This window comes from Cognatishimia coralii (assembly GCF_037478305.1).
GTDB lineage: Bacteria > Pseudomonadota > Alphaproteobacteria > Rhodobacterales > Rhodobacteraceae > Cognatishimia > Cognatishimia coralii.
Genome location: NZ_JBBGAZ010000001.1, coordinates 364,411 through 383,054 on the forward strand (window position 1 = coordinate 364,411; position 18,644 = coordinate 383,054).

The window sequence follows — 18,644 nt, forward strand, 5'->3', positions numbered from 1 at the left end:
GCTATATACAGTTCGCAACCCAAAAGGGTTGCATGCAAAACGGCCCAGCGTTTCCACTGGGCCGCGTTACGTTGTACTTTGTGAAAATTACTTACCCATGCAATTCGCGTAGTAGGTCACAGTCGCTGGCCAGTCAGAGAAGATGCCTTCGATACCAACTTCTTGCGCCAAAACATCCAGCAGCTCCATGTACATCGCGTCGTTGTTGGTGACTTCTTTGATGGTCTGGAAATACCAACCGCCACCGTTTGCCAGAGGGCCAGAGCGCTCTAGTGTCCAGGTGATCAGCTTAAGACCGGCTGCCTTGGCTTCTATAGTGTAGGCGGAAGGCACGATCTTGCCGTCTTCAACCGCGACCAGCATCCACATTGGAGGCGCAATGTAGTTCACGCCTTTTGCGTGCAGCTCAGCGAAATCATAAGGGAAGGTAGACGCGTCGTTCGGATTGAAACCTTCGATGTTGTAGGAAGCGTCCAGGAAGACGGCCTGTTTGCCGAACTCTGGCTCTGCTTTGATCCAGTAGAGCACGTCATCGAGGTTAAAGGACTGCGCCCAGACGTCGGATGCAGGGATGCCGGCTGCTTTGTATTCGTCGATCAGCGCTTGGGCGTAGTCTTCTTGGCTGTAGCCGTCAAAGGGCATCTCAACGGATGGGGACTTCAGTTCTGGGGTAAATTTCGCGCCAAGGTCTTTGAAGAGCTGGATGGACTCAGCGTGGGTCATCAGGGTGCCGGTGGTGGCGTAAAGATCGGTGCGCCAGTTCGCGGTGCCGTCCATATATTCGGCAACCGTTTCACCCATTTTGTTGGCCGCATCCATCTTGCCGTTCAGAGTTTGATACTCGGCCAGCGTGATATCAGAGGTGCGGCATTCCGCTTTGGCCGCTTCGCCATTCTTCGCGCCTTCAAATGGCGTGATGCATTTGGAGGCCAGATCGGTCGCAAGGATATTGGTGGTCGTGTGCAGGTCGTTTTGTGCGTGACGGCAGACCAGTTTCTTGTCCTTGGTAAAGGTCACGTCGCATTCCAGAATGCCTGCACCCATACGCGCCGCGGCGACGTTGGATTCAACGGTATGTTCTGGGAACAGCAAAGGCGCGCCGCGGTGGCCGATTGAGAAGTCGGATTTCGTAAATTCCATTGACGCGCAGCTTTGTAGCTTTGTTTTCAATGGGCTATCGGCCATGCGGTCGATCAGAAAATAGGGGCGCGGGCCAAGCTCGACGTCAGCAGCTGTCGCAATAACGGGCAGGGCAAGGCCTGCCGCAAGGATAAGAGAACGCAGCATCAATTCACTCCATAGTTGTGCTGCGATCAGGATCTCAGCGGCGTGTGACCGCCGCGTGAGGATTTTGTTAAATCTTCATTTAAGATTTATGGCAGTGAGGCGTCACCGAGGTAACACCTACATGAAGCCGAGCTCTAGCCGCGCTTCATCGCTCATCATATCCATGCCCCAAGGTGGCTCCCAAACAAGGTCCACGTCGACTGTGCGGATGCCGTTGACGCCCATGATGGCCTCTTGCACCCAGCCGGGCATTTCACCCGCGACTGGGCAGCCCGGAGCGGTCAGGGTCATGACGACTTTCGCGTCGTTCTCGGCGTTCAGGTCGATCGTATAGATCAGGCCAAGGTCGTAGATATTGACCGGGATTTCCGGGTCAAACACGCTGCGGCAGGCCTCGACACAGAGGTCGTGCAGCGGGTGATCGACGCTGGAGGGCTGGATCAGGGGAACGCCTTCCATAGGATGAGACGGATCGCTCATGGGATGTCCTTCATAATTCTTGACTGTTGATATAGGGAAAGAGGATCGAGGCGTCCAGAGGGGTCGATGCTTTGTCGCAGCCCGTGGGATTTGAGTATTTTTGGCAAGATGAAGCGGGCTTTGGTTGCAAAGCGCGCAGTTTCGAGCCTATGAGGCGCAAAAAAGGGTAAATGAGATGACCGCGCGTTTTGAATTTGAACTGAAGGCGACAGATGGCAAGGCTCGGACCGGGGTGATTTCGACGCCGCGGGGCGAGATCCGCACGCCGGCCTTTATGCCGGTTGGAACGGCGGCGACGGTTAAGGCGATGATGCCAGAGTCGGTGCGGGCCACGGGCGCGGATATCTTGCTTGGCAATACCTATCACCTGATGCTGCGCCCGACGGCGGAGCGGATTGATCGTCTGGGTGGCTTACACAAGTTCATGAATTGGGAGCGGCCGATCCTGACGGATTCCGGTGGGTTTCAGGTGATGAGCCTTGCTGGCTTGCGCAAGCTCACTGAGGAGGGCGTGACCTTTAAGAGCCATATTGATGGCTCTAAACACGAGTTGACGCCAGAGCGGTCGATGGAGATCCAGCGGTTGTTGGGCTCTGACATTGTCATGTGTTTTGACGAATGCCCTGCGCTGCCTGCGGATCGGGACCGGATTGCTGAGTCCATGCGCCTGTCCATGCGGTGGGCCGAGCGCAGCAAGGCGGCCTTTGGGGATCGTCCGGGCCATGCGCTCTTTGGGATTATGCAGGGTGGTTTGGAGCAAGATTTTCGTGAAGAAAGCGCCAAAGCGCTGCGCGAGATCGGCTTTGATGGCTATGCGATTGGCGGTCTGGCCGTGGGCGAAGGACAGGAAGCGATGTTTGACTGTCTGGACTATGCACCAGACATGCTGCCCGTGGACAAACCGCGCTATTTGATGGGTGTGGGCAAGCCTGACGATATCGTGGGCGCTGTGAAGCGTGGCGTGGATATGATGGATTGCGTCTTGCCAAGCCGCTCGGGACGCACTGGGCAAGCGTTTACGCGCCGGGGTGTCGTGAATATCAAAAACGCGCGTCATGCAGATGACCCGCGTCCGCTCGATGAGAACTGCAGCTGTCCCGCCTGCAGCAATTATTCCCGCGCCTATCTGCGTCATGTGTTCCGCAGCAATGAAATGATATCTGGCATGCTGCTGACATGGCACAATCTGCAGTATTTTCAGGACATCATGGGCGAAATGCGGGTTGCGATTGCCGCGGGTCGATTTGATGCCTGGGAAGAAGAGTTTCACGCGATGCGGGCGATGGGGGATATTGATCCGCTTTAACCACCCCTTAAGCAAAAACGCACACAAGCTTAAATCTGGGTAAAATAGCGCGGATCTGCTCTTGTGGTCCCCGAGCCATGACGGCATTCTGATGCAAATCGCGGCATATGTGGGTTGAAACCCCGTCCCAGCCGCACCACGTTGTTAATCCGTTGAGGAGATGACAAGTGCTGCCGCCAAGCGGGGCCAGGTCATCTTGCCAAGAACAAGGAACGATTATGCAAGAGCCACTCAATTCCTCCTATCCGGTCCTGCCGCTGCGCGACATCGTTGTGTTTCCACATATGATCGTGCCGCTGTTTGTGGGCCGTGATAAGTCGGTCCGCGCGCTTGAAGAAGTGATGCAGGACGACAAGCAAATTCTGCTCTCAAGCCAGATTGATCCAGCTGATGATGATCCAAACACCGATGGCATCTATCGCACCGGCGTGCTGGCCAATGTGCTGCAACTGCTGAAGCTGCCCGATGGCACGGTGAAAGTGCTGGTCGAGGGCCAAGCCCGCGTCACCATCACCGATTTCATTGAAAACGATGTGTTTTTTGAGGCCTCTGCCGAGTATCTGCACGAAGAAGACGGCGATCTGGCCACGATTGAGGCGCTGCTGCGCTCTGTCGGCGACGAGTTTGAGCGTTATGCCAAGGTCAAGAAAAACATCCCCGAAGAAGCGCTGAGCGCGGTTGCTGAGGCGCATGAGCCTGCGCGTCTGGCGGATCTTGTGTCTGGTCATTTGGGTGTTGAAGTCGACCAAAAGCAGGACCTTTTGGAAACGCTATCTGTGTCTGAGCGGCTGGAAAAGGTCTTTGGCCTGATGCAGGGCGAAATGTCCGTTCTGCAGGTTGAGAAAAAGATCAAAACCCGCGTCAAATCACAGATGGAGAAGACCCAGCGCGAGTATTATCTGAATGAGCAGATGAAAGCTATTCAGAAAGAACTCGGTGACGGCGAAGAGGGCGCGTCCGAGATCCAGGAACTCGAAGAAAAGATCTCAGGCGTTAAGCTTTCTAAAGAGGCCAAAGAGAAGGCCGATGCCGAGCTGAAGAAGCTCAAAAATATGTCGCCCATGTCTGCCGAGGCCACTGTCGTGCGCAACTATCTGGATTGGATGCTGTCCATTCCTTGGGGCACCAAGTCGCGCGTGAAGAAAGATCTGAACCGCGCGCAGGACGTGCTGGATGACGATCACTTTGGCCTGGAAAAGGTCAAAGAGCGGATCGTGGAATATCTGGCGGTTCAGCAGCGCTCGAAGAAACTGAAGGGCCCGATCCTGTGTTTGGTTGGCCCTCCGGGCGTTGGTAAAACCTCGCTGGGTAAGTCTGTTGCCAAGGCGACGGGCCGAGAGTTCATCCGGATTTCTCTGGGTGGCGTGCGGGATGAAAGCGAAATTCGCGGGCACCGTCGGACCTATATTGGCTCGATGCCCGGCAAGATCATTCAAGCGCTGAAAAAGGCGAAAACCACGAACCCGCTGATCCTCTTGGACGAGATCGACAAGATGGGTCAGGACTTCCGTGGCGATCCTGCGTCGGCGATGCTTGAGGTGCTGGATCCGGAACAGAACTCCACCTTTGTGGATCACTATCTGGAGGTCGAATATGACCTCTCGAATGTGATGTTCCTGACCACATCCAACAGTTACAATATGCCTGGTCCGCTGCTGGATCGGATGGAAATCATCCCCCTGGCAGGCTACACCGAGGACGAAAAGGCCGAGATCGCGCATCGTCACCTGATCCCGAAACAGGTTAAAAATCATGGGCTTAAAGAGGGTGAGTTCACTCTGGAGCCCGAGGCGCTGCAAGAGATCATCCGCACCTATACCCGCGAGGCGGGCGTGCGGAGCCTTGAGCGTGAGATCGGTAAACTGGCGCGGAAAGCTGTGACCAAGATCGTGCGCAAGGCCGAGGATGCTGTCACTGTGACGGCGGACAATTTGGACGACTTCTTGGGCGTCAAAAAGTTCCGCTATGGGCTGGCTGAACAGCACGATCAGGTGGGTGTTGTCACCGGTCTGGCCTGGACCTCGGTGGGCGGCGATCTGCTGCACATCGAAGCGCTGAAACTGCCGGGCAAGGGTCGGATGAAGACCACAGGTAAGCTTGGCGACGTGATGAAAGAATCCATCGACGCGGCGTCGTCGTATGTGCGCTCGATTGCGCCTGAGATCGGTGTGAAACCGCCTCAGTTCGAAAAATGGGACATCCACGTGCACGTGCCCGATGGTGCGACACCAAAAGATGGCCCATCAGCGGGCCTGGCGATGGTGACGTCGATTGTGTCAGTGCTGACCGGTATTCCAGTACGCAAGGACATTGCGATGACGGGCGAGGTTTCCTTGCGTGGCAATGCGATGCCGATTGGTGGTCTGAAAGAGAAACTTCTCGCGGCGCTTCGGGGCGGTATCAAAACCGTGCTGATCCCGCAGGAGAACGAAAAGGACCTCGCGGATATTCCGGACAACGTTAAGGAAGGTCTTAACATCATTCCGGTGACCCATGTGTCCGAAGTGCTGAAGCAAGCGCTCGTTGAGGTGCCTGAGCCCATCGAATGGGATGAGGCCGCCGAAGAAGCCGCTGCTACGGCGCTTAAGGCTGCGGAACCTGGGTCTGGCGCAGTCGCGCACTAATCGGATCTAAGAAATGAAAAAGGCGCGTCCGGTTGGGCGCGCCTTTTTCTTTGAAGTACAAAACTTAAAGCGGAAGCGGTGCGGTTGTCCCATTTCCACCTAGTGCAGCGCCGATCACCGACAGTATGAAGATCAGGACAAGGATGCCTTCGCCAGCAGAGCTTGCAGCGGCAGCATTGGCGATTTCAGAAGAGCTGACACCACCATTTTGAGCCCACGCAGGCAGCGCCGAAAACGCGGCGATCATTACAGTCGCTATTGTTATTTTTTTCATGGTTCCTCCCCAGGTTAACCGGCCATTAACCTCGCAATGGAGCATGCCCCCTGTCAAGTTATAGCAAAAATTGAATATTTTAATGTGACATTGGTCTATTTTTGCCACGCAGTTTCAACAAGAGGTTAGGGCTTTCGCATTGACCCCACCTCGTTAAAGCCGCAGGTTTGTCTCATGAGTTTTTCTAGTAAGATTACGCGCCTCCCGCGCGCTTTCTCTCCGGACATAGCGCAAGAGATCGAAACTCTGGCACCTTTCGCCAAAGGAGAGACCCGCGAGCTTTTGCAAGGTGCCATTGGCAGCAGCCCGTATTTGCATGCTTTGGTGGTGAAAGAGGCCGAATGGTTAGAGGGAGCGCTTGAGACCCCCGAGTCCTCGTTGGATGCGCTCTATTCGGCCTTACCAACCCAAGACACAAAAGCGCTACCTGATGCGTTGCGCCAAGCCAAACGCCGCGTGGCTCTGTTGACGGCACTTGCGGATCTTGGCGGGGTCTGGCCCTTGTTGACTGTCACGCAGGCGCTTAGTGATTTTGCGGACCTTGCATCTGATGTGGCCGTTAAGGCCATGATTTCGCAGGAAATACAGCGCGGCAAGCTGCCAGGTGCAACATTGGATGACGTCCCCAGCGCCGGGGGGCTTGTCTGTCTGGCCATGGGCAAAGTGGGAGCCGGAGAGCTGAACTACAGCTCAGACATCGACCTGATCTGCCTATTTGACGAAACCCGATACGACCGTGACGACTATCTGACCGCGCGAAGCGCCCTGGTGCGGGCGACCCGCAAAGCGATGGCCCTGCTCAGCGATCTGACCGGTGAGGGCTATGTGTTTCGCACGGATCTTAGGCTCAGGCCTGATCCGGCAGTCACGCCTGTGTGCCTCTCTATGGAGGCTGCAGAGCGCTATTACGAAAGCCTCGGACGGACGTGGGAACGGGCGGCCTATATCAAGGCCCGACCGGCCGCCGGAGATATCGCGGCAGGGCAAAAGTTTCTCGATACCTTAACGCCCTTTGTCTGGCGCAAGCATCTCGACTTTGCCGCCATTCAGGACGCCCATGATATGCGTCTGAGGATCCGCGAGCACAAAGGGTTCGGCCGCCATTGGGAGCCCGAGGGTCACAACATCAAATTGGGGCGCGGGGGGATCCGCGAGATCGAGTTCTTCACCCAAACCCGTCAATTGATTGCTGGCGGTCGGGATCCAAGTTTACGTTTGCGCGGTACATTGCCAGCTTTGGCAGCTTTGGCCGACCGCGACTGGATCCCCAAGGATGTCGCTGAACGCCTGAGCGACCACTATGTCGCGCACCGCGATCTCGAACACCGTATTCAGATGGTGCATGACGCGCAAACTCATGACATCCCGCGTACCGAAGAGGGGCTGGCTCGGGTGGCCTGTCTTTTGGGGACATCTGTGGATGCGTTGAAAGCCGATGTGAAGCAGCGCGTGGAAGAGGTTCACACGCTTACCGAAGGCTTCTTTGCACCGGATGCGTCCTCGGTGCTGCCAGATGCGCAGAAGGACCGTTTTGATCCGGCAATTATAGCCCGTTGGCGCAGCTATCCAGCCTTTCGAACCGAACGAGCTGCGGCTATTTTTGAACGTTTGAAACCAGAGCTTTTAAGCCGCTTGGATCGTGCCGCAAAACCTGACGAAGCGCTCGTGTCTTTGGACGGGTTTCTCGAAGGCCTTCCAGCCGGTGTGCAGCTCTTTTCCCTGTTTGACAGCAATCCACAACTCCTTGATCTTTTGTCAGATATTGTTGGAACAGCGCCTGCACTCGCTCGGTATTTATCACGTAACGCGTCGGTCTTTGATGCAGTGATTGGTGGTGCGTTTTTCGCAGATTGGCCAGGAGCGACCGCTTTGACCAAAGAGCTGTCAGACCAGCTTGCGCGCGAAGATGACTACGAACGCAAACTGGATACGGCGCGGCGTTGGACGAAGGAATGGCATTTTCGGATTGGGGTGCACCACCTGAGAGGGCTGATCTCGGCCGAAACGGCGGGGCGGCAATATGCGGATTTGGCCAGTGCCGTGTTGCGCGGGATCTGGCCAGAGGTCACGGCTAAATTTGCGGAAAAACACGGGCCCCAGCCCGGGCGAGGCGCAATGATCCTGGGCATGGGCTCGCTTGGGGCGGGGCGTTTGCATGCGACGTCGGATCTGGATCTGATCGCGATTTATGACGCAAACGGTGTGGACTATTCCGAGGGCCGCAAGCCCTTGGCCGCACGTACATACTATGCACGTCTGACGCAGGCTCTTGTGACCGCTTTGACTGCGCCAATGTCTGAAGGGCGTCTTTATGAGGTGGATATGCGCCTCAGGCCCTCGGGCACGCAGGGGCCAGTTGCCACGTCTGTGCAATCCTTCAAATCCTATCAGCAAGAGCAGGCCTGGACGTGGGAGCATCTGGCTTTGACACGGGCAAGGCCGGTTGCAGGCAATCCGGATTTACAACAAGAGATCGAGGATTTCCGCATAGACCTGTTGGCGCGACGGTCTGACGCCGACGCAGTCAAATCAGATGTGGCCGATATGCGTGCGCGGATTGCAGAGGCGAAATCACCAGCAGGGCTTTATGACGCCAAAATCGGGGCCGGGCGGTTGCAGGATATCGAGCTGACGGCTCAGACGGCGGCGCTTCTTGCGGGCAGCCCCGATCGCACCGTGGGGACAGCTTTGAACGCAGGTGTCGCGATTGGCTGGCTGGATGCCGCTGAATGTGCAGCGCTGACAGAGGCTTATGATGTCTGTTGGCGAATACAAACCGCTGGCAAGCTTCTGAGTGAAAAGCCGCTAGATCCAGAGGCAATTGGGGCTGGCGGTCGCAGTTTTCTGGCTCGGGAGATGGGATGCGATGACATCACCTCGGTGGAAAACCTCCTTTCGCGCAGCACATCTGGCGCGGCTGAGGTCATCGAAACGCTCCTTGGGGCGCATGAAAGGAAGGCAAATGATGGTGGATGATCCGCGCGGGCTGATCCTTGAGTCCTATCGTATTGAGGGCATCACAGAGGGCCAATGCCGCTCGATCTTTCTGGATTGGGCGCTTGGGATCCAATTGGGCGAGGATATGGTCGCCAAGATCCAGTCTTTGCTGGATCACTATGGGCCGGACAATCCTGACCATCCGATGACCGGGGTGCTGCGCGAAGGGCTGGCCAAGGGCCAAGAGCCCAAACGCCGAGGCGGACGTTCGGCGCGCGTGCCAAGCTAAAGCGGCTTTTCACGGGCCATGGGCTGGGGTAGGAGGGCGACATGACTGATCTGCCTATCCTCCGCCTGAAACCTAAAGCCAATGCACGTGCTCTGAGGCACGGCTTTCCCTGGGTCTATGCCAACGAAGCCGTCACAGACCGGCGCACCAAGAACCTTACGCCGGGGTCTTTGGCGGTTTTGGAGGATGGAGAGCGGCGTCCCTTGGGGCTGGCGACGGTTAATCCCAACAGCAAGATCATAGGACGCGTGCTGGATCGTGATTCTGAGGCGGTAATCGATAAGGCGTGGTTCTTGGCGCGGATCTCCAAGGCTTTGGATATGCGAGACCGGCTTTATGATACGCCGTTTTATCGGTTGGTCCATGCTGAGGCGGACGGGTTTCCCGGGCTGGTGATTGACCGTTTTGGCGACACATGCGTTGTGCAACCTAATGCGGCTTGGCTTGAAAGCCGTCTGGATATCTTGGCGGAGGTTCTGGCTGAGGTCGTTGGAGTTTCCAACGTTTTGAAGAACGCCTCTGGACGCGCTCGGTCCTTGGAAGGGTTGGATGACGTCAACGAGGTTTTGCTAGGCACGGCCCCAGATGCGCCCGTGCCGGTTCTTATGAACGGCGCGACCTATATGGCAGATCTGACGGGCGGGCAGAAAACCGGCCTGTTCTTTGATCAACGACCCAACCACGCCTTTGCCGCGTCCTTGTCCAAGGGCGCGCGGGTTTTGGATGTGTTTTCCCATGTCGGAGGCTTTGCGCTTGCGGCTCTGGCCGGCGGAGCAGCGCATGCGACGTCGGTGGATGGCTCTGCCGCCGCTCTTGCGCTGGCCTCAGAAGGGGCCGTCCAGACAGGGGTTGCGGATCGGTTTACAACCCGTCAGGGCGATGCCTTTGATCAACTCGAGGTTTTGGCATCCGAGGGCGCGCAATTTGATGTGGTGATCTGCGATCCGCCGGCCTTTGCTCCTTCTAAACCGGCGCTAGAAAAAGGGCTGCGTGCATATGAACGTGTTGCGCGGCTGGCAGCACCTCTGGTTGCCGAGGGCGGCTATTTGGGGCTGTGCTCCTGTTCGCATGCGGCGGAGCTGTCACTCTTCCGAAATGCCTCTGCACGTGGCATCGGACGGGCAGGGCGTCGTGGCCAGATCATTCACACAGGCTTTGCTGGCCCTGATCATCCGCTCATGCCGCAATTGGCGGAAAGTGGCTATCTCAAGTCCGTGTTCTTCCGCCTATGAAGCTGTTGCTAGACACCTGCGTGATCTACCCGACCGTGATGCGAGAGATGCTGTTGGGGGTCGCGAAAACAGGTGCCTTCACGCCGCTTTGGTCGGCGCGCATCCTAGAGGAATGGGCGCGGGCAGCCCGTAAGATCGGGCCGGACGGAGAAGCGCAGGCGCGTGCGGAAATCGCCTTGGCGAGGGCCGCCTGGCCGAGGGCCGAGGTCACCTGGCGGCCTTCGCTTGAGGCGCGTTTGTATCTACCCGATACGGCGGATATTCACGTTCTGGCCGCCGCCATTGATGGATCAGCTGACGCCATTATCACACTGAATGCAAAAGATTTTCCGAGGAATATTCTTGCTGAGGAAGGGCTTGAACGGCGCGACCCGGACAGCCTGTTGCATGAGATCTGGACGCAATCGCCAGAGGCGGTTTCCGACGTCGCTGATCGTGTCCTGACTGAGGCCAACCGCTTGTCCGGGGAAAGCTGGACCATCCGTCCGCTGTTGAAAAAAGCACGCCTGCCAAGGCTCGCCAAAGCGCTCGCCTAGGCAACGCCCCACTTCTGCTCAAGCTTCTCGATCGCAGCAATCCGCTCGACCGTTTTCGGGTGGCTCAACAGCCATGCCGGTGCAGCCCCTGCGCGCGCTCCAGTGATCTTTTCCAGTTTGTGGAAGAGGGATTTCTGCGGCTCGGTTCCGATGCCCGCTTTGGTCAGCAAGGCCGCCGCATATTCGTCGGCTTCGTATTCGTCATTGCGCGACAGGCGCGCCGCTAGAACGGTGGTTAGCATATTCGCAATCCAGGCGCCGACCCAGGGGATAAAGCGGCTTAACACCATCGCCAGCGCCGTGCGCAGAGCATTCTGACCCGAGAAATCAATCATCCGCCGCCGCGAGTGGCCCAGCGCCACATGGCCCAGCTCATGCGCAATCACAGAGGCGAGCTCTTCGCGTGTCACGTCACCGTCTAGATAGCGTTTGTAAAACCCGCGCGTGATGAAGATACGCCCATCAGGCGCGGCCAAGCCGTTAATCGGCTCGATCTCATAGATATGCACTTTGATGCGCGGCAGATCCAAGGCCGAGGCCATCTTGTCGATCAACTGTTTAAGTTGCGGATCGACAAGCTCGGTGGATTTCTCGTCCAACTCACGCGAGGTGCGCCAGGCCGAGAAGCGAAACATCGCAAAGCCATAGACCAGCGCCAGTAGGATCGGGGCAAATTTCAACATGCCTCAGATATGGGCGCGGAAAGGCTTTATGACAAGACAGCGCGGCGGCGTTTTGCGATGTTCAGGATCACGACTGTTACGGCGATCATCACCATGAAGGCACCCAAGGTCCGCAGGCTTTCCTGCGCATAGGCTGTGGCTAGCGGCAGGTTGTCGGCAAAGACAAAGCCAAGGCCCACATAGAAGGTCACCCAGATGATTTCGCCCATCACGCCCGAGGCCGTAAAAAAAACCCAGCGCATCGAGGCCGCGCCTGCTGCGAAATTCACGTAGGGGCCGAGCGGGGACACGAGCCAGCGGCTAAAGAACACGCCGGTGACCCCCCATTTATCCAGATGGTTCTGTGCCTTGCGCCATAGCTGATAGCGTTTGTAAGTGGCGTTGGCATAAGCTTCGAGGCGTCCCTTGCCGCGACGGCCCAGAAAATAGCCCGCCTGATCGCCCAATAGCGCACCAAGCAGGGTCAGAGCCCAGACTAAGGTGAAAGACAGATCGCCGGTGGCCGCCAGCGCACCTCCGGTCAACATCACCAAAGACATCGGGATTGGGATCGCAAGGCAGCTCAGGAAGGCCGTGATAAACATCAACGCCGCGCCATAGGTCACGAGAGCTTGAAGCAACGTATCAGTCATAAAACACCTCTTAACACAAAGCCCCAAGGGACCATTCCGAGGCATCAATATGGCGCATGTCCTTAAAATATCATAATTTCGCCCCAATTTTGTTGGGCGAACGGGAACAGTCGAGCGATTGCGCAAGGATTGTTGGGGCTAGCCCCGCGTGAGCTCTTTCATTCCCTTTTCCAAACCTGCGAGGGTCATCGGGACCATTTGATCTTCAAAGATCTCTTGGATCATTTTGATCGAATGGGTGTAGGGCCAATAGTTTTCCGGCACAGGGTTGATCCAGAGGTTGGACGACCACTGATCACGCGCGCGCTCTAGCCAAACCTGACCGGCCTCTTTGTTCCAATGCTCATTGGCCCCGCCGGGGTAGGCGATCTCATAGGGGCTCATGGATGCATCGCCCACGAAAATGCACTTATAGTCCGGCCCATAGGTGCGCAGCACCTCGTGAGTCGGAGTCTGATCGTTCCAGCGGCGTTTGTTGTCGCGCCAGACGCCCTCATAGAGGCAGTTGTGGAAGTAGAAATATTCCAGATGTTTGAACTCGGCGCGGGCGGCGGAAAACAGTTCTTCGACCACTTTGATATGCGGGTCCATCGAGCCGCCGACATCCAGAAACAAAAGAACTTTAACGGCATTGCGCCGCTCGGGGCGGGTTTTCACATCCAGATAGCCGTTTTCAGCCGTCGCGCGGATTGTGCCGTTCAAATCGAGCTCTTCTGTGGCCCCATCGCGGGCCCAGCGCCGCAGGCGTTTTAGCGCGACTTTGATATTGCGCGTGCCCAGTTCGACCGAGTCATCAAGGTTCTTAAACTCGCGCTTGTCCCAGACCTTAACCGCCCGCTGATGGCGGCTTTCTTTCTGGCCGATGCGGACGCCTTCGGGGTTATATCCATAGGCGCCAAAAGGGCTGGTGCCAGCCGTTCCGATCCATTTGTTGCCGCCCTGATGACGGCCTTCCTGATCCTTCAGACGCTCTTTCAGCGTCTCCATCAGTTTTTCAAAGCCACCCAAGGCCTCGATCTCTGCCTTTTCCTCTGGGCTGAGGTGCTTTTCAGCCATCTTGCGCAGCCATTCTTCGGGAATGTCGACGGCGTCTAGCACGTCCTCGGCAGAGATCTCGGACAGGCCTTCAAACGTGGCTGCAAAGGCGCGGTCGAATTTATCGAGGTTGCGCTCGTCTTTCACCATGGCCGTGCGGGCAAGGTAGTAGAACGCCTCTGTGTCGTAGGTCGCGATCCCCGTGCGCAGAGCCGCTAGAAAACTAATGTATTCGCGCAGAGACACCGGAATGCCTGCGGACCGTAGGTTTTCAAACAGCGGCTGGAACATGGCTTAGGTGATCGAGCGTTCGATGACGATGGTGATGATCACACCAAGGATGGTGAAGGCGATGCCATAGCCTGCGGTATATTGCAGCTTGTCCAGACGGTTTCCGCCACGTTTGGAGGCAGTGCGAAAACCAAGCAAGAGGCCGATGACGGCAAGAACGATGACGATCATAGGGCTTTAAAGCCTTTCATTCTGAGGGTTTAGGGCGGCAATCTCACGCAAGCGCGCCTGCACAGCCCAATCCGGGCCAAAGCCGTAGCGTGCCCAACCAAGACTGTCCAGCCGCGTGCGGCGGGCGTCTTGGGTGCGGCCGGTCATGGCAAGCGCCTCGGATTGCAGCATTAGGACCGAGGCCAGTTGCGCTGCGTTCTGGGCACGGTTTGCAGCCGCTTTTGCAGCGTTGAGACGCACGAGCGCTTTGTCGGGATTGCCGTCGGAAATATCATAGGCGGCCAGTTGGATCAGCATATGGCTTTCCTGTGGGCCACCCTTGGCCACGCCTGCATATAGCCTCGCGGCTTGTTCAAAGTGCAGTTTGGCCTGATCCAGATCATCAGCGCGCAATTGACGGGCTAGCGCATAGTGGCTGAAGGCCAAGCGATGATCACGCCAGCCCTGAGATTGGGCAAAGGCGACGGCGCGATTGGCGGCATTAAGGCGCTGATTGCTTCCAGGGGCACCCAAGGCCGTCGTGATAAGGCTTTTCCAGGTGTTGGGGGTCGTGGGTAAGGGATTGCTGGCCCGACGTTCACCTGATGGATTCAGCCGCGCAAGAACACCGCGAATGCGCGCAGAGGCCTCGGCGCGTGTCATGCCGTTCTTGATCACGGGATCATAATAGGCCCGCAGCATCAGCATATCAAAGCCGGTCAGCACCGAATGGAAATTATCGTCGTTAAAGACGCTGTCATGCAGACGGAAAAGATCGTTCAGAGGACCAAGCGCTTGGGCCAGTTCTTCGTGCAGACAATCTCGGATGTCCTGCGGGCTGGTGTCATAGGATAGAAAGATCGCGATCCGTTCGCGGTTTTGCAGGGCCGACCAATCGGTGCGATTGCTGGACCGCGCGCTGCGATAATCCACAAGGTCTGTGACATTGGGCACCACAAAGCAGGCCGCATTGGGCAGAGCGCGCCGAATGTTCCGTCGCGTCACGGCGTGGATCGTGATGTTCGCATCGCCCGAAGTGACCTGCGAAATGTCCAATCTTGCCTCTCGACGCAGGCGCGACAATAGGGCGGTGAGGTCCTGTTGCATCGTCTGAGTCGCGCGTCCTTCGATGCGCACGGTGATCGGCCCTTCGAACTTTGTCAGTCGGGGCAGGGCCCGGCCGCTCTCGAGTTGGAAACTCAGATCCAGAAAGTCGCGCGCCATGTCGGCATTGGACCGCGTGGGCGCAAAACCCGCGGTCGAGGTGAAACGCTTGATCGGCGGCAGCGTGGTTTCGGCCACAACCGCGCGCGTGGGCAGCGGCGTGTCCGTTGGCACGCTACAGGCGGTCAAAGCGAGACCGGCCAAAAGGATTAAAGAGCGCAGCACCATCCGAGCCTATCGACCCGCGCGCGCCATGAAGGCGAGGCGTTCAAACAGATGCACGTCTTGCTCGTTCTTCAAGAGCGCTCCGTGCAGTTTTGGCAGGGCATTTACGCCGTCACGTTTCAGGTCTTCGGGGCTGAGGTCTTCGGCCAAGAGCAGCTTGAGCCAGTCGATGACCTCAGACGTCGAAGGTTTCTTTTTCAAACCCTGCGTGTCGCGGATTTCATAGAATTGCGTCAGTGCCTCGGTCAGAAGAATATCTTTGATATCAGGATGATGTACCTTGATGATCTCACGCATCGTTTCTGCATCCGGGAAGCGGATATAGTGGAAAAAGCAGCGGCGCAGAAAGGCGTCAGGCAGCTCTTTTTCATTGTTCGAGGTGATGATGATGATAGGGCGATGCTTGGCTTTGATCGTCTCGCCGGTCTCATAGACATGGAACTCCATCTTATCGAGTTCCTGCAGCAGGTCGTTCGGAAACTCGATGTCGGCCTTGTCGATCTCATCAATCAAAAGCACGACTTTTTCGTCCGCCTCAAAGGCTTCCCAGAGCTTGCCTTGCTTGATGTAATTCTTCACATCATGCACGCGTTCTTCACCCAATTGGCTGTCACGCAACCGGCTCACAGCATCATATTCATAGAGGCCTTGCTGCGCCTTTGTGGTGGATTTGATGTTCCACTCAATCATCCGCGCGCCCAGGGATTGGGCCACCTGTAGCGCCAATTCAGTCTTGCCAGTGCCGGGTTCCCCCTTGACCAAAAGCGGGCGTTCCAGCGTCACAGACGCGTTGACAGCGACCTTCAGATCTTCGGTCGCGATGTAAGAGCTTGTGCCTTCAAATTTCATCTAACTGCCTGTTTGCAATGCGGTCTTGGCGGGCACACTACTGTGAACAGGTTTTACCTGCAATCGGGGTTCAAGAGGTAGTGACAATCTGAGTGCCATGAGTTACACGCCAAGCCAGAGAGGGGTCGGGCGCAGTTTGTTAATCAGTTATTTGGCGTCCGCCACGTTATGGGAGCTAAAATGAAAGCAGAAGTTTTCCTGCCGGAAGATTACTATCCAGCAGAAGATGAGCCCTTCATGAATGATCGGCAGATCGAATATTTCCGTCGCAAGCTAAATGCCTGGAAACAAGAGCTTTTGGCTGAAAGCCGCGACACCATCGAAGGTCTTCAGGACAACACACGCAACATTCCTGATATTGCGGACCGTGCCAGCGAAGAAACCGACCGCGCACTCGAGCTGCGCACGCGGGATCGCCAGCGCAAATTGGTCGCAAAGATCGACTCAGCGCTTCGCCGGATCGACGAAGGTGAATACGGATACTGCGAAAAGACCGGTGATCCGATTTCCCTGAAACGTCTGGATGCGCGTCCGATTGCGACCATGACGCTTGAGGCTCAGGAACGTCACGAGCGCCGCGAAAAGGTTCACCGCGACGATTGATCCCAAGGGATAGTGACAACAACAAAGCGCCGGGGGTTTTACCCCGGCGTTTTTCGTTTCAGAAAGGGGACATGAGTCTTTTGGGTCTGAATATTTGCGTCATTGGGGGTGGCATCGGAGGTTTGACCGCGGCCATCGCCCTGGCGCAGCGTGGCGCGCAGGTCGAGGTGCTGGAACAGGCACTCGAGATGACCGAGGTTGGGGCAGGTATTCAGATATCTCCGAATGGGATGTGCGTGCTGCGGGCCTTGGGGCTGGGCGATGAAATCCAAAACATCGGACGGTGCGCGCAGGCGGTGGAGTTGCGCGACTATCGCGCGTCGCGTTTGGTCACGCGGTTGAATCTTGATCGGTTGGGCGAAGATCAACAGTACCTCTTTTTGCATCGTGCTGATTTGATTGAGGAATTGGGGTCTGCGGCCCGCGCTGCCGGTGTTCAAATATCCTTGGACCAGAAGGTCGCAACCGTCACCGATGCTCGACCGGCCGTTGTCAGCACGGCCACTGGTTCGCAACGAAAAGCCGACCTAATCGTTGCGGCAGACGGTCTCCATTCTGTCGCGCGCAAAACCTTGAACGGCACCCTGGCTCCGTTCTTCACGCGGCAGGTGGCCTGGCGCACGATTGTAGCGAATACTATCGGTCATCCCGACGTGGCCCGTGTTCATATGGGGCCCAAGCAACATGTGGTCAGCTATCCCCTAAGGGGCGGCGATATGGTCAATCTCGTGGCCGTCGAAGAACGCGGCGAGTGGAGCGAAGAAAGCTGGGTGGCGCAGGATGACCCTGAGAATTTACTCTCGGTGTTTGGGGGCTTTTCCAAGGACGTGAAAAGCTTGATGCGCGGCGCGCAAGCCGTTGGGAAATGGGGGCTTTTCAGACATCCGGTTGCAACAAAGTGGCATAGTGATCGGCTTGCTTTGCTAGGTGACGCCGCCCATCCAACGCTCCCATTCATGGCACAAGGCGCGGTGATGGCGATCGAGGATGCCTGGGTGTTGGCTTCCTCTCTGGGCGAAACGGATAGCATAGAAGCAGGTCTCGCGGTCTATCAGGCTAAACGGCACGCGCGGGTGTCAAAAATCGTCGAGACCGCCAGCAAGAACGCCTGGCGCTATCACCTCAGTTTCCCGCCTTTGCGCTTTGCGGCCCATAGCGTCATGCGGCTTGGCGGGGCATTGGCTCCGGGGAAGATGATGTCGCAGTTTGATTGGATCTATCGTCACGATGTGACGCAATATTAGGCCGCCAGTTCGACCCAGACTGGCACGTGATCTGAGGGCTTTTCCCGCCCGCGCACCTCTTTGTCGATTTGACAATCGAGCAATAGATCCGCGCATTGCGGGCTAAGCAGAAAGTGGTCAATGCGAATGCCGTCATCGCGGTTCCAGGCACCTGCCTGATAGTCCCAGAAGGAATAATGCTCGGGCCCCAAAGTGCGCGCGCGGAAGGCTTCGGTGAACCCAAGGTTCAACAGACGGCGATAGGCCGCACGGCTTTCGGGCAGGGCGGCGGCGTCCTCGTGCCAGGCCTCGGGACGGCGGGCATCTTCGTCCTGTGGAATGATGTTGTAGTCGCCGGCCATGAGGAACGGTTCCTCAGACGCCAGCAGTTCTTCAGCGCGGGTCTGAAGCCGCGCCATCCAGCGCAGTTTGTAATCGTATTTCGGACCCGGCACAGGATTGCCATTGGGCAGATAGAGGTTGCATACGCGGATCGGCGTGTCTGCCATCACAGTTGCTTCGATCCAGCGGGCCTGCTCGTCTTCAGGCTCGCCGGGGAGGCCGCGCACAACATCCTCAAGCGGGAACTTGGACAGGATTGCGACGCCGTTGAAGCTCTTTTGTCCAAAGGTTTCAACGTTATAGCCGCGATCCTCAAACATCTCGCGTGGGAAGTTCTCGTCTATAGATTTGATTTCCTGCAAAAGCGCGACGTCGGGCTGAGACTCATCCAGCCATGCGGGCAAAGCTTCGATGCGGGCTTTGATGCCGTTGATATTAAATGTCGCGACTTTCATGGGCCCCTCATCGCTCTCAGACGAGCG

18 protein-coding genes are annotated in these 18,644 nt (G+C 57.0%); 8 read left to right on the top strand and 10 right to left on the bottom strand.

All coding sequences use genetic code 11. The features are described from left to right. Nucleotides 1-87: 87 nt before the first annotated feature. Both WG622_RS01840 and WG622_RS01845 read right to left on the bottom strand, forming a co-directional pair. Nucleotides 88-1,287, bottom strand: coding sequence for a glycerophosphodiester phosphodiesterase family protein (locus WG622_RS01840; protein ID WP_339402034.1), 1,200 nt, complete (start codon nucleotides 1,285-1,287; stop codon nucleotides 88-90). Between the two features lie 117 nt (nucleotides 1,288-1,404). Further along, nucleotides 1,405-1,767, bottom strand: a complete 363-nt coding sequence (locus tag WG622_RS01845; RefSeq protein ID WP_209356218.1) for an SUF system Fe-S cluster assembly protein — start codon at nucleotides 1,765-1,767, stop codon at nucleotides 1,405-1,407. Between the two features lie 175 nt (nucleotides 1,768-1,942). Here WG622_RS01845 and tgt point away from each other — a divergent pair, with 175 nt between their 5' ends. Beyond that, nucleotides 1,943-3,073, top strand: coding sequence for a tRNA guanosine(34) transglycosylase Tgt (gene tgt, locus WG622_RS01850; protein WP_339402035.1), 1,131 nt, complete (start codon nucleotides 1,943-1,945; stop codon nucleotides 3,071-3,073). Nucleotides 3,074-3,291: 218 nt separating this feature from the next. Further along, nucleotides 3,292-5,697 carry an endopeptidase La gene (gene lon / locus WG622_RS01855; RefSeq protein ID WP_339402036.1) on the top strand — a complete coding sequence of 802 codons (2,406 nt, stop codon included), beginning with the start codon at nucleotides 3,292-3,294 and terminating at the stop codon, nucleotides 5,695-5,697. A gap of 64 nt (nucleotides 5,698-5,761) precedes the next feature. Here lon and WG622_RS01860 read toward each other — a convergent pair whose 3' ends face one another. After that, nucleotides 5,762-5,971: a hypothetical protein gene (locus tag WG622_RS01860; RefSeq protein ID WP_339402037.1), complete on the bottom strand. Its 210-nt coding sequence runs from the start codon at nucleotides 5,969-5,971 to the stop codon at nucleotides 5,762-5,764. Between the two features lie 174 nt (nucleotides 5,972-6,145). On the opposite strand from WG622_RS01860, the gene glnE reads away from it, so the two are divergent. From glnE to WG622_RS01880, 4 genes are read left to right on the top strand one after another with little or no spacing between them, the layout of a single operon-like run. Beyond that, nucleotides 6,146-8,947 carry a bifunctional [glutamate--ammonia ligase]-adenylyl-L-tyrosine phosphorylase/[glutamate--ammonia-ligase] adenylyltransferase gene (gene glnE / locus WG622_RS01865; RefSeq protein ID WP_339402038.1) on the top strand — a complete coding sequence of 934 codons (2,802 nt, stop codon included), beginning with the start codon at nucleotides 6,146-6,148 and terminating at the stop codon, nucleotides 8,945-8,947. Beyond that, nucleotides 8,934-9,197, top strand: coding sequence for a hypothetical protein (locus tag WG622_RS01870; RefSeq protein ID WP_339402039.1), 264 nt, complete (start codon nucleotides 8,934-8,936; stop codon nucleotides 9,195-9,197). The genes glnE and WG622_RS01870 overlap by 14 nt, the downstream gene beginning before the upstream one ends. Before the next feature lie 41 nt (nucleotides 9,198-9,238). Continuing rightward, the gene (locus tag WG622_RS01875) at nucleotides 9,239-10,429 is read left to right on the top strand and encodes an RSP_2647 family RNA methyltransferase (protein WP_339402040.1); all 1,191 of its coding nucleotides are present in this window, start codon (nucleotides 9,239-9,241) and stop codon (nucleotides 10,427-10,429) included. Beyond that, on the top strand, nucleotides 10,426-10,965 hold the full coding sequence (locus WG622_RS01880; protein ID WP_339402041.1) for an RSP_2648 family PIN domain-containing protein: 540 nt from the start codon (nucleotides 10,426-10,428) through the stop codon (nucleotides 10,963-10,965). Before WG622_RS01875 ends, WG622_RS01880 begins: the two co-directional genes overlap by 4 nt. On the opposite strand, the gene WG622_RS01885 is transcribed toward WG622_RS01880, so the two are convergent. The 6 genes from WG622_RS01885 to WG622_RS01910 form a co-directional block, all read right to left on the bottom strand. Beyond that, entirely contained in the window at nucleotides 10,962-11,648 is a 687-nt protein-coding gene (locus WG622_RS01885; protein WP_339402042.1) for a M48 family metallopeptidase, read from the bottom strand. The genes WG622_RS01880 and WG622_RS01885 overlap by 4 nt on opposite strands. A 26-nt stretch (nucleotides 11,649-11,674) precedes the next feature. Beyond that, on the bottom strand, nucleotides 11,675-12,280 hold the full coding sequence (locus WG622_RS01890) for a DedA family protein (RefSeq protein ID WP_339402043.1): 606 nt from the start codon (nucleotides 12,278-12,280) through the stop codon (nucleotides 11,675-11,677). Nucleotides 12,281-12,418: 138 nt separating this feature from the next. Further along, a complete protein-coding gene (locus tag WG622_RS01895; RefSeq protein ID WP_339402044.1) occupies nucleotides 12,419-13,606 on the bottom strand; it encodes a vWA domain-containing protein in 1,188 nt (395 codons plus the stop codon). Between the two features lie 3 nt (nucleotides 13,607-13,609). Further along, complete coding sequence (locus WG622_RS01900) at nucleotides 13,610-13,777, bottom strand: apolipoprotein acyltransferase (RefSeq protein WP_209356228.1); 168 nt, start codon at nucleotides 13,775-13,777, stop codon at nucleotides 13,610-13,612. A 6-nt stretch (nucleotides 13,778-13,783) separates the two neighbouring features. Further along, entirely contained in the window at nucleotides 13,784-15,148 is a 1,365-nt protein-coding gene (locus WG622_RS01905) for a DUF2927 domain-containing protein (protein WP_339402045.1), read from the bottom strand. A gap of 6 nt (nucleotides 15,149-15,154) precedes the next feature. After that, nucleotides 15,155-15,994, bottom strand: a complete 840-nt coding sequence (locus tag WG622_RS01910; RefSeq protein WP_339402046.1) for an AAA family ATPase — start codon at nucleotides 15,992-15,994, stop codon at nucleotides 15,155-15,157. Nucleotides 15,995-16,174: 180 nt separating this feature from the next. On the opposite strand from WG622_RS01910, the gene dksA reads away from it, so the two are divergent. Together dksA and WG622_RS01920 are read left to right on the top strand one after the other, a co-directional pair. Continuing rightward, on the top strand, nucleotides 16,175-16,597 hold the full coding sequence (gene dksA, locus WG622_RS01915) for an RNA polymerase-binding protein DksA (protein WP_209356231.1): 423 nt from the start codon (nucleotides 16,175-16,177) through the stop codon (nucleotides 16,595-16,597). A 71-nt stretch (nucleotides 16,598-16,668) separates the two neighbouring features. After that, entirely contained in the window at nucleotides 16,669-17,841 is a 1,173-nt protein-coding gene (locus WG622_RS01920; RefSeq protein ID WP_339402047.1) for an FAD-dependent monooxygenase, read from the top strand. On the opposite strand, the gene xth is transcribed toward WG622_RS01920, so the two are convergent. Then, complete coding sequence (xth, locus tag WG622_RS01925) at nucleotides 17,838-18,617, bottom strand: exodeoxyribonuclease III (RefSeq protein ID WP_339402048.1); 780 nt, start codon at nucleotides 18,615-18,617, stop codon at nucleotides 17,838-17,840. The genes WG622_RS01920 and xth overlap by 4 nt on opposite strands. Nucleotides 18,618-18,644: the final 27 nt, after the last annotated feature.

What these genes read in the sequence shown, in the direction of transcription:
- WG622_RS01840 (WP_339402034.1), bottom strand. Translation starts at nt 1,287, where the DNA reads ATGCTGCGTTCTCTTATCCTTGCGGCAGGCCTTGCCCTGCCCGTTATT.
- WG622_RS01845 (WP_209356218.1), bottom strand. Translation starts at nt 1,767, where the DNA reads ATGAGCGATCCGTCTCATCCTATGGAAGGCGTTCCCCTGATCCAGCCC.
- tgt (WP_339402035.1), top strand. Translation starts at nt 1,943, where the DNA reads ATGACCGCGCGTTTTGAATTTGAACTGAAGGCGACAGATGGCAAGGCT.
- lon (WP_339402036.1), top strand. Translation starts at nt 3,292, where the DNA reads ATGCAAGAGCCACTCAATTCCTCCTATCCGGTCCTGCCGCTGCGCGAC.
- WG622_RS01860 (WP_339402037.1), bottom strand. Translation starts at nt 5,971, where the DNA reads ATGAAAAAAATAACAATAGCGACTGTAATGATCGCCGCGTTTTCGGCG.
- glnE (WP_339402038.1), top strand. Translation starts at nt 6,146, where the DNA reads ATGAGTTTTTCTAGTAAGATTACGCGCCTCCCGCGCGCTTTCTCTCCG.
- WG622_RS01870 (WP_339402039.1), top strand. Translation starts at nt 8,934, where the DNA reads ATGATGGTGGATGATCCGCGCGGGCTGATCCTTGAGTCCTATCGTATT.
- WG622_RS01875 (WP_339402040.1), top strand. Translation starts at nt 9,239, where the DNA reads ATGACTGATCTGCCTATCCTCCGCCTGAAACCTAAAGCCAATGCACGT.
- WG622_RS01880 (WP_339402041.1), top strand. Translation starts at nt 10,426, where the DNA reads ATGAAGCTGTTGCTAGACACCTGCGTGATCTACCCGACCGTGATGCGA.
- WG622_RS01885 (WP_339402042.1), bottom strand. Translation starts at nt 11,648, where the DNA reads ATGTTGAAATTTGCCCCGATCCTACTGGCGCTGGTCTATGGCTTTGCG.
- WG622_RS01890 (WP_339402043.1), bottom strand. Translation starts at nt 12,280, where the DNA reads ATGACTGATACGTTGCTTCAAGCTCTCGTGACCTATGGCGCGGCGTTG.
- WG622_RS01895 (WP_339402044.1), bottom strand. Translation starts at nt 13,606, where the DNA reads ATGTTCCAGCCGCTGTTTGAAAACCTACGGTCCGCAGGCATTCCGGTG.
- WG622_RS01900 (WP_209356228.1), bottom strand. Translation starts at nt 13,777, where the DNA reads ATGATCGTCATCGTTCTTGCCGTCATCGGCCTCTTGCTTGGTTTTCGC.
- WG622_RS01905 (WP_339402045.1), bottom strand. Translation starts at nt 15,148, where the DNA reads ATGGTGCTGCGCTCTTTAATCCTTTTGGCCGGTCTCGCTTTGACCGCC.
- WG622_RS01910 (WP_339402046.1), bottom strand. Translation starts at nt 15,994, where the DNA reads ATGAAATTTGAAGGCACAAGCTCTTACATCGCGACCGAAGATCTGAAG.
- dksA (WP_209356231.1), top strand. Translation starts at nt 16,175, where the DNA reads ATGAAAGCAGAAGTTTTCCTGCCGGAAGATTACTATCCAGCAGAAGAT.
- WG622_RS01920 (WP_339402047.1), top strand. Translation starts at nt 16,669, where the DNA reads ATGAGTCTTTTGGGTCTGAATATTTGCGTCATTGGGGGTGGCATCGGA.
- xth (WP_339402048.1), bottom strand. Translation starts at nt 18,617, where the DNA reads ATGAAAGTCGCGACATTTAATATCAACGGCATCAAAGCCCGCATCGAA.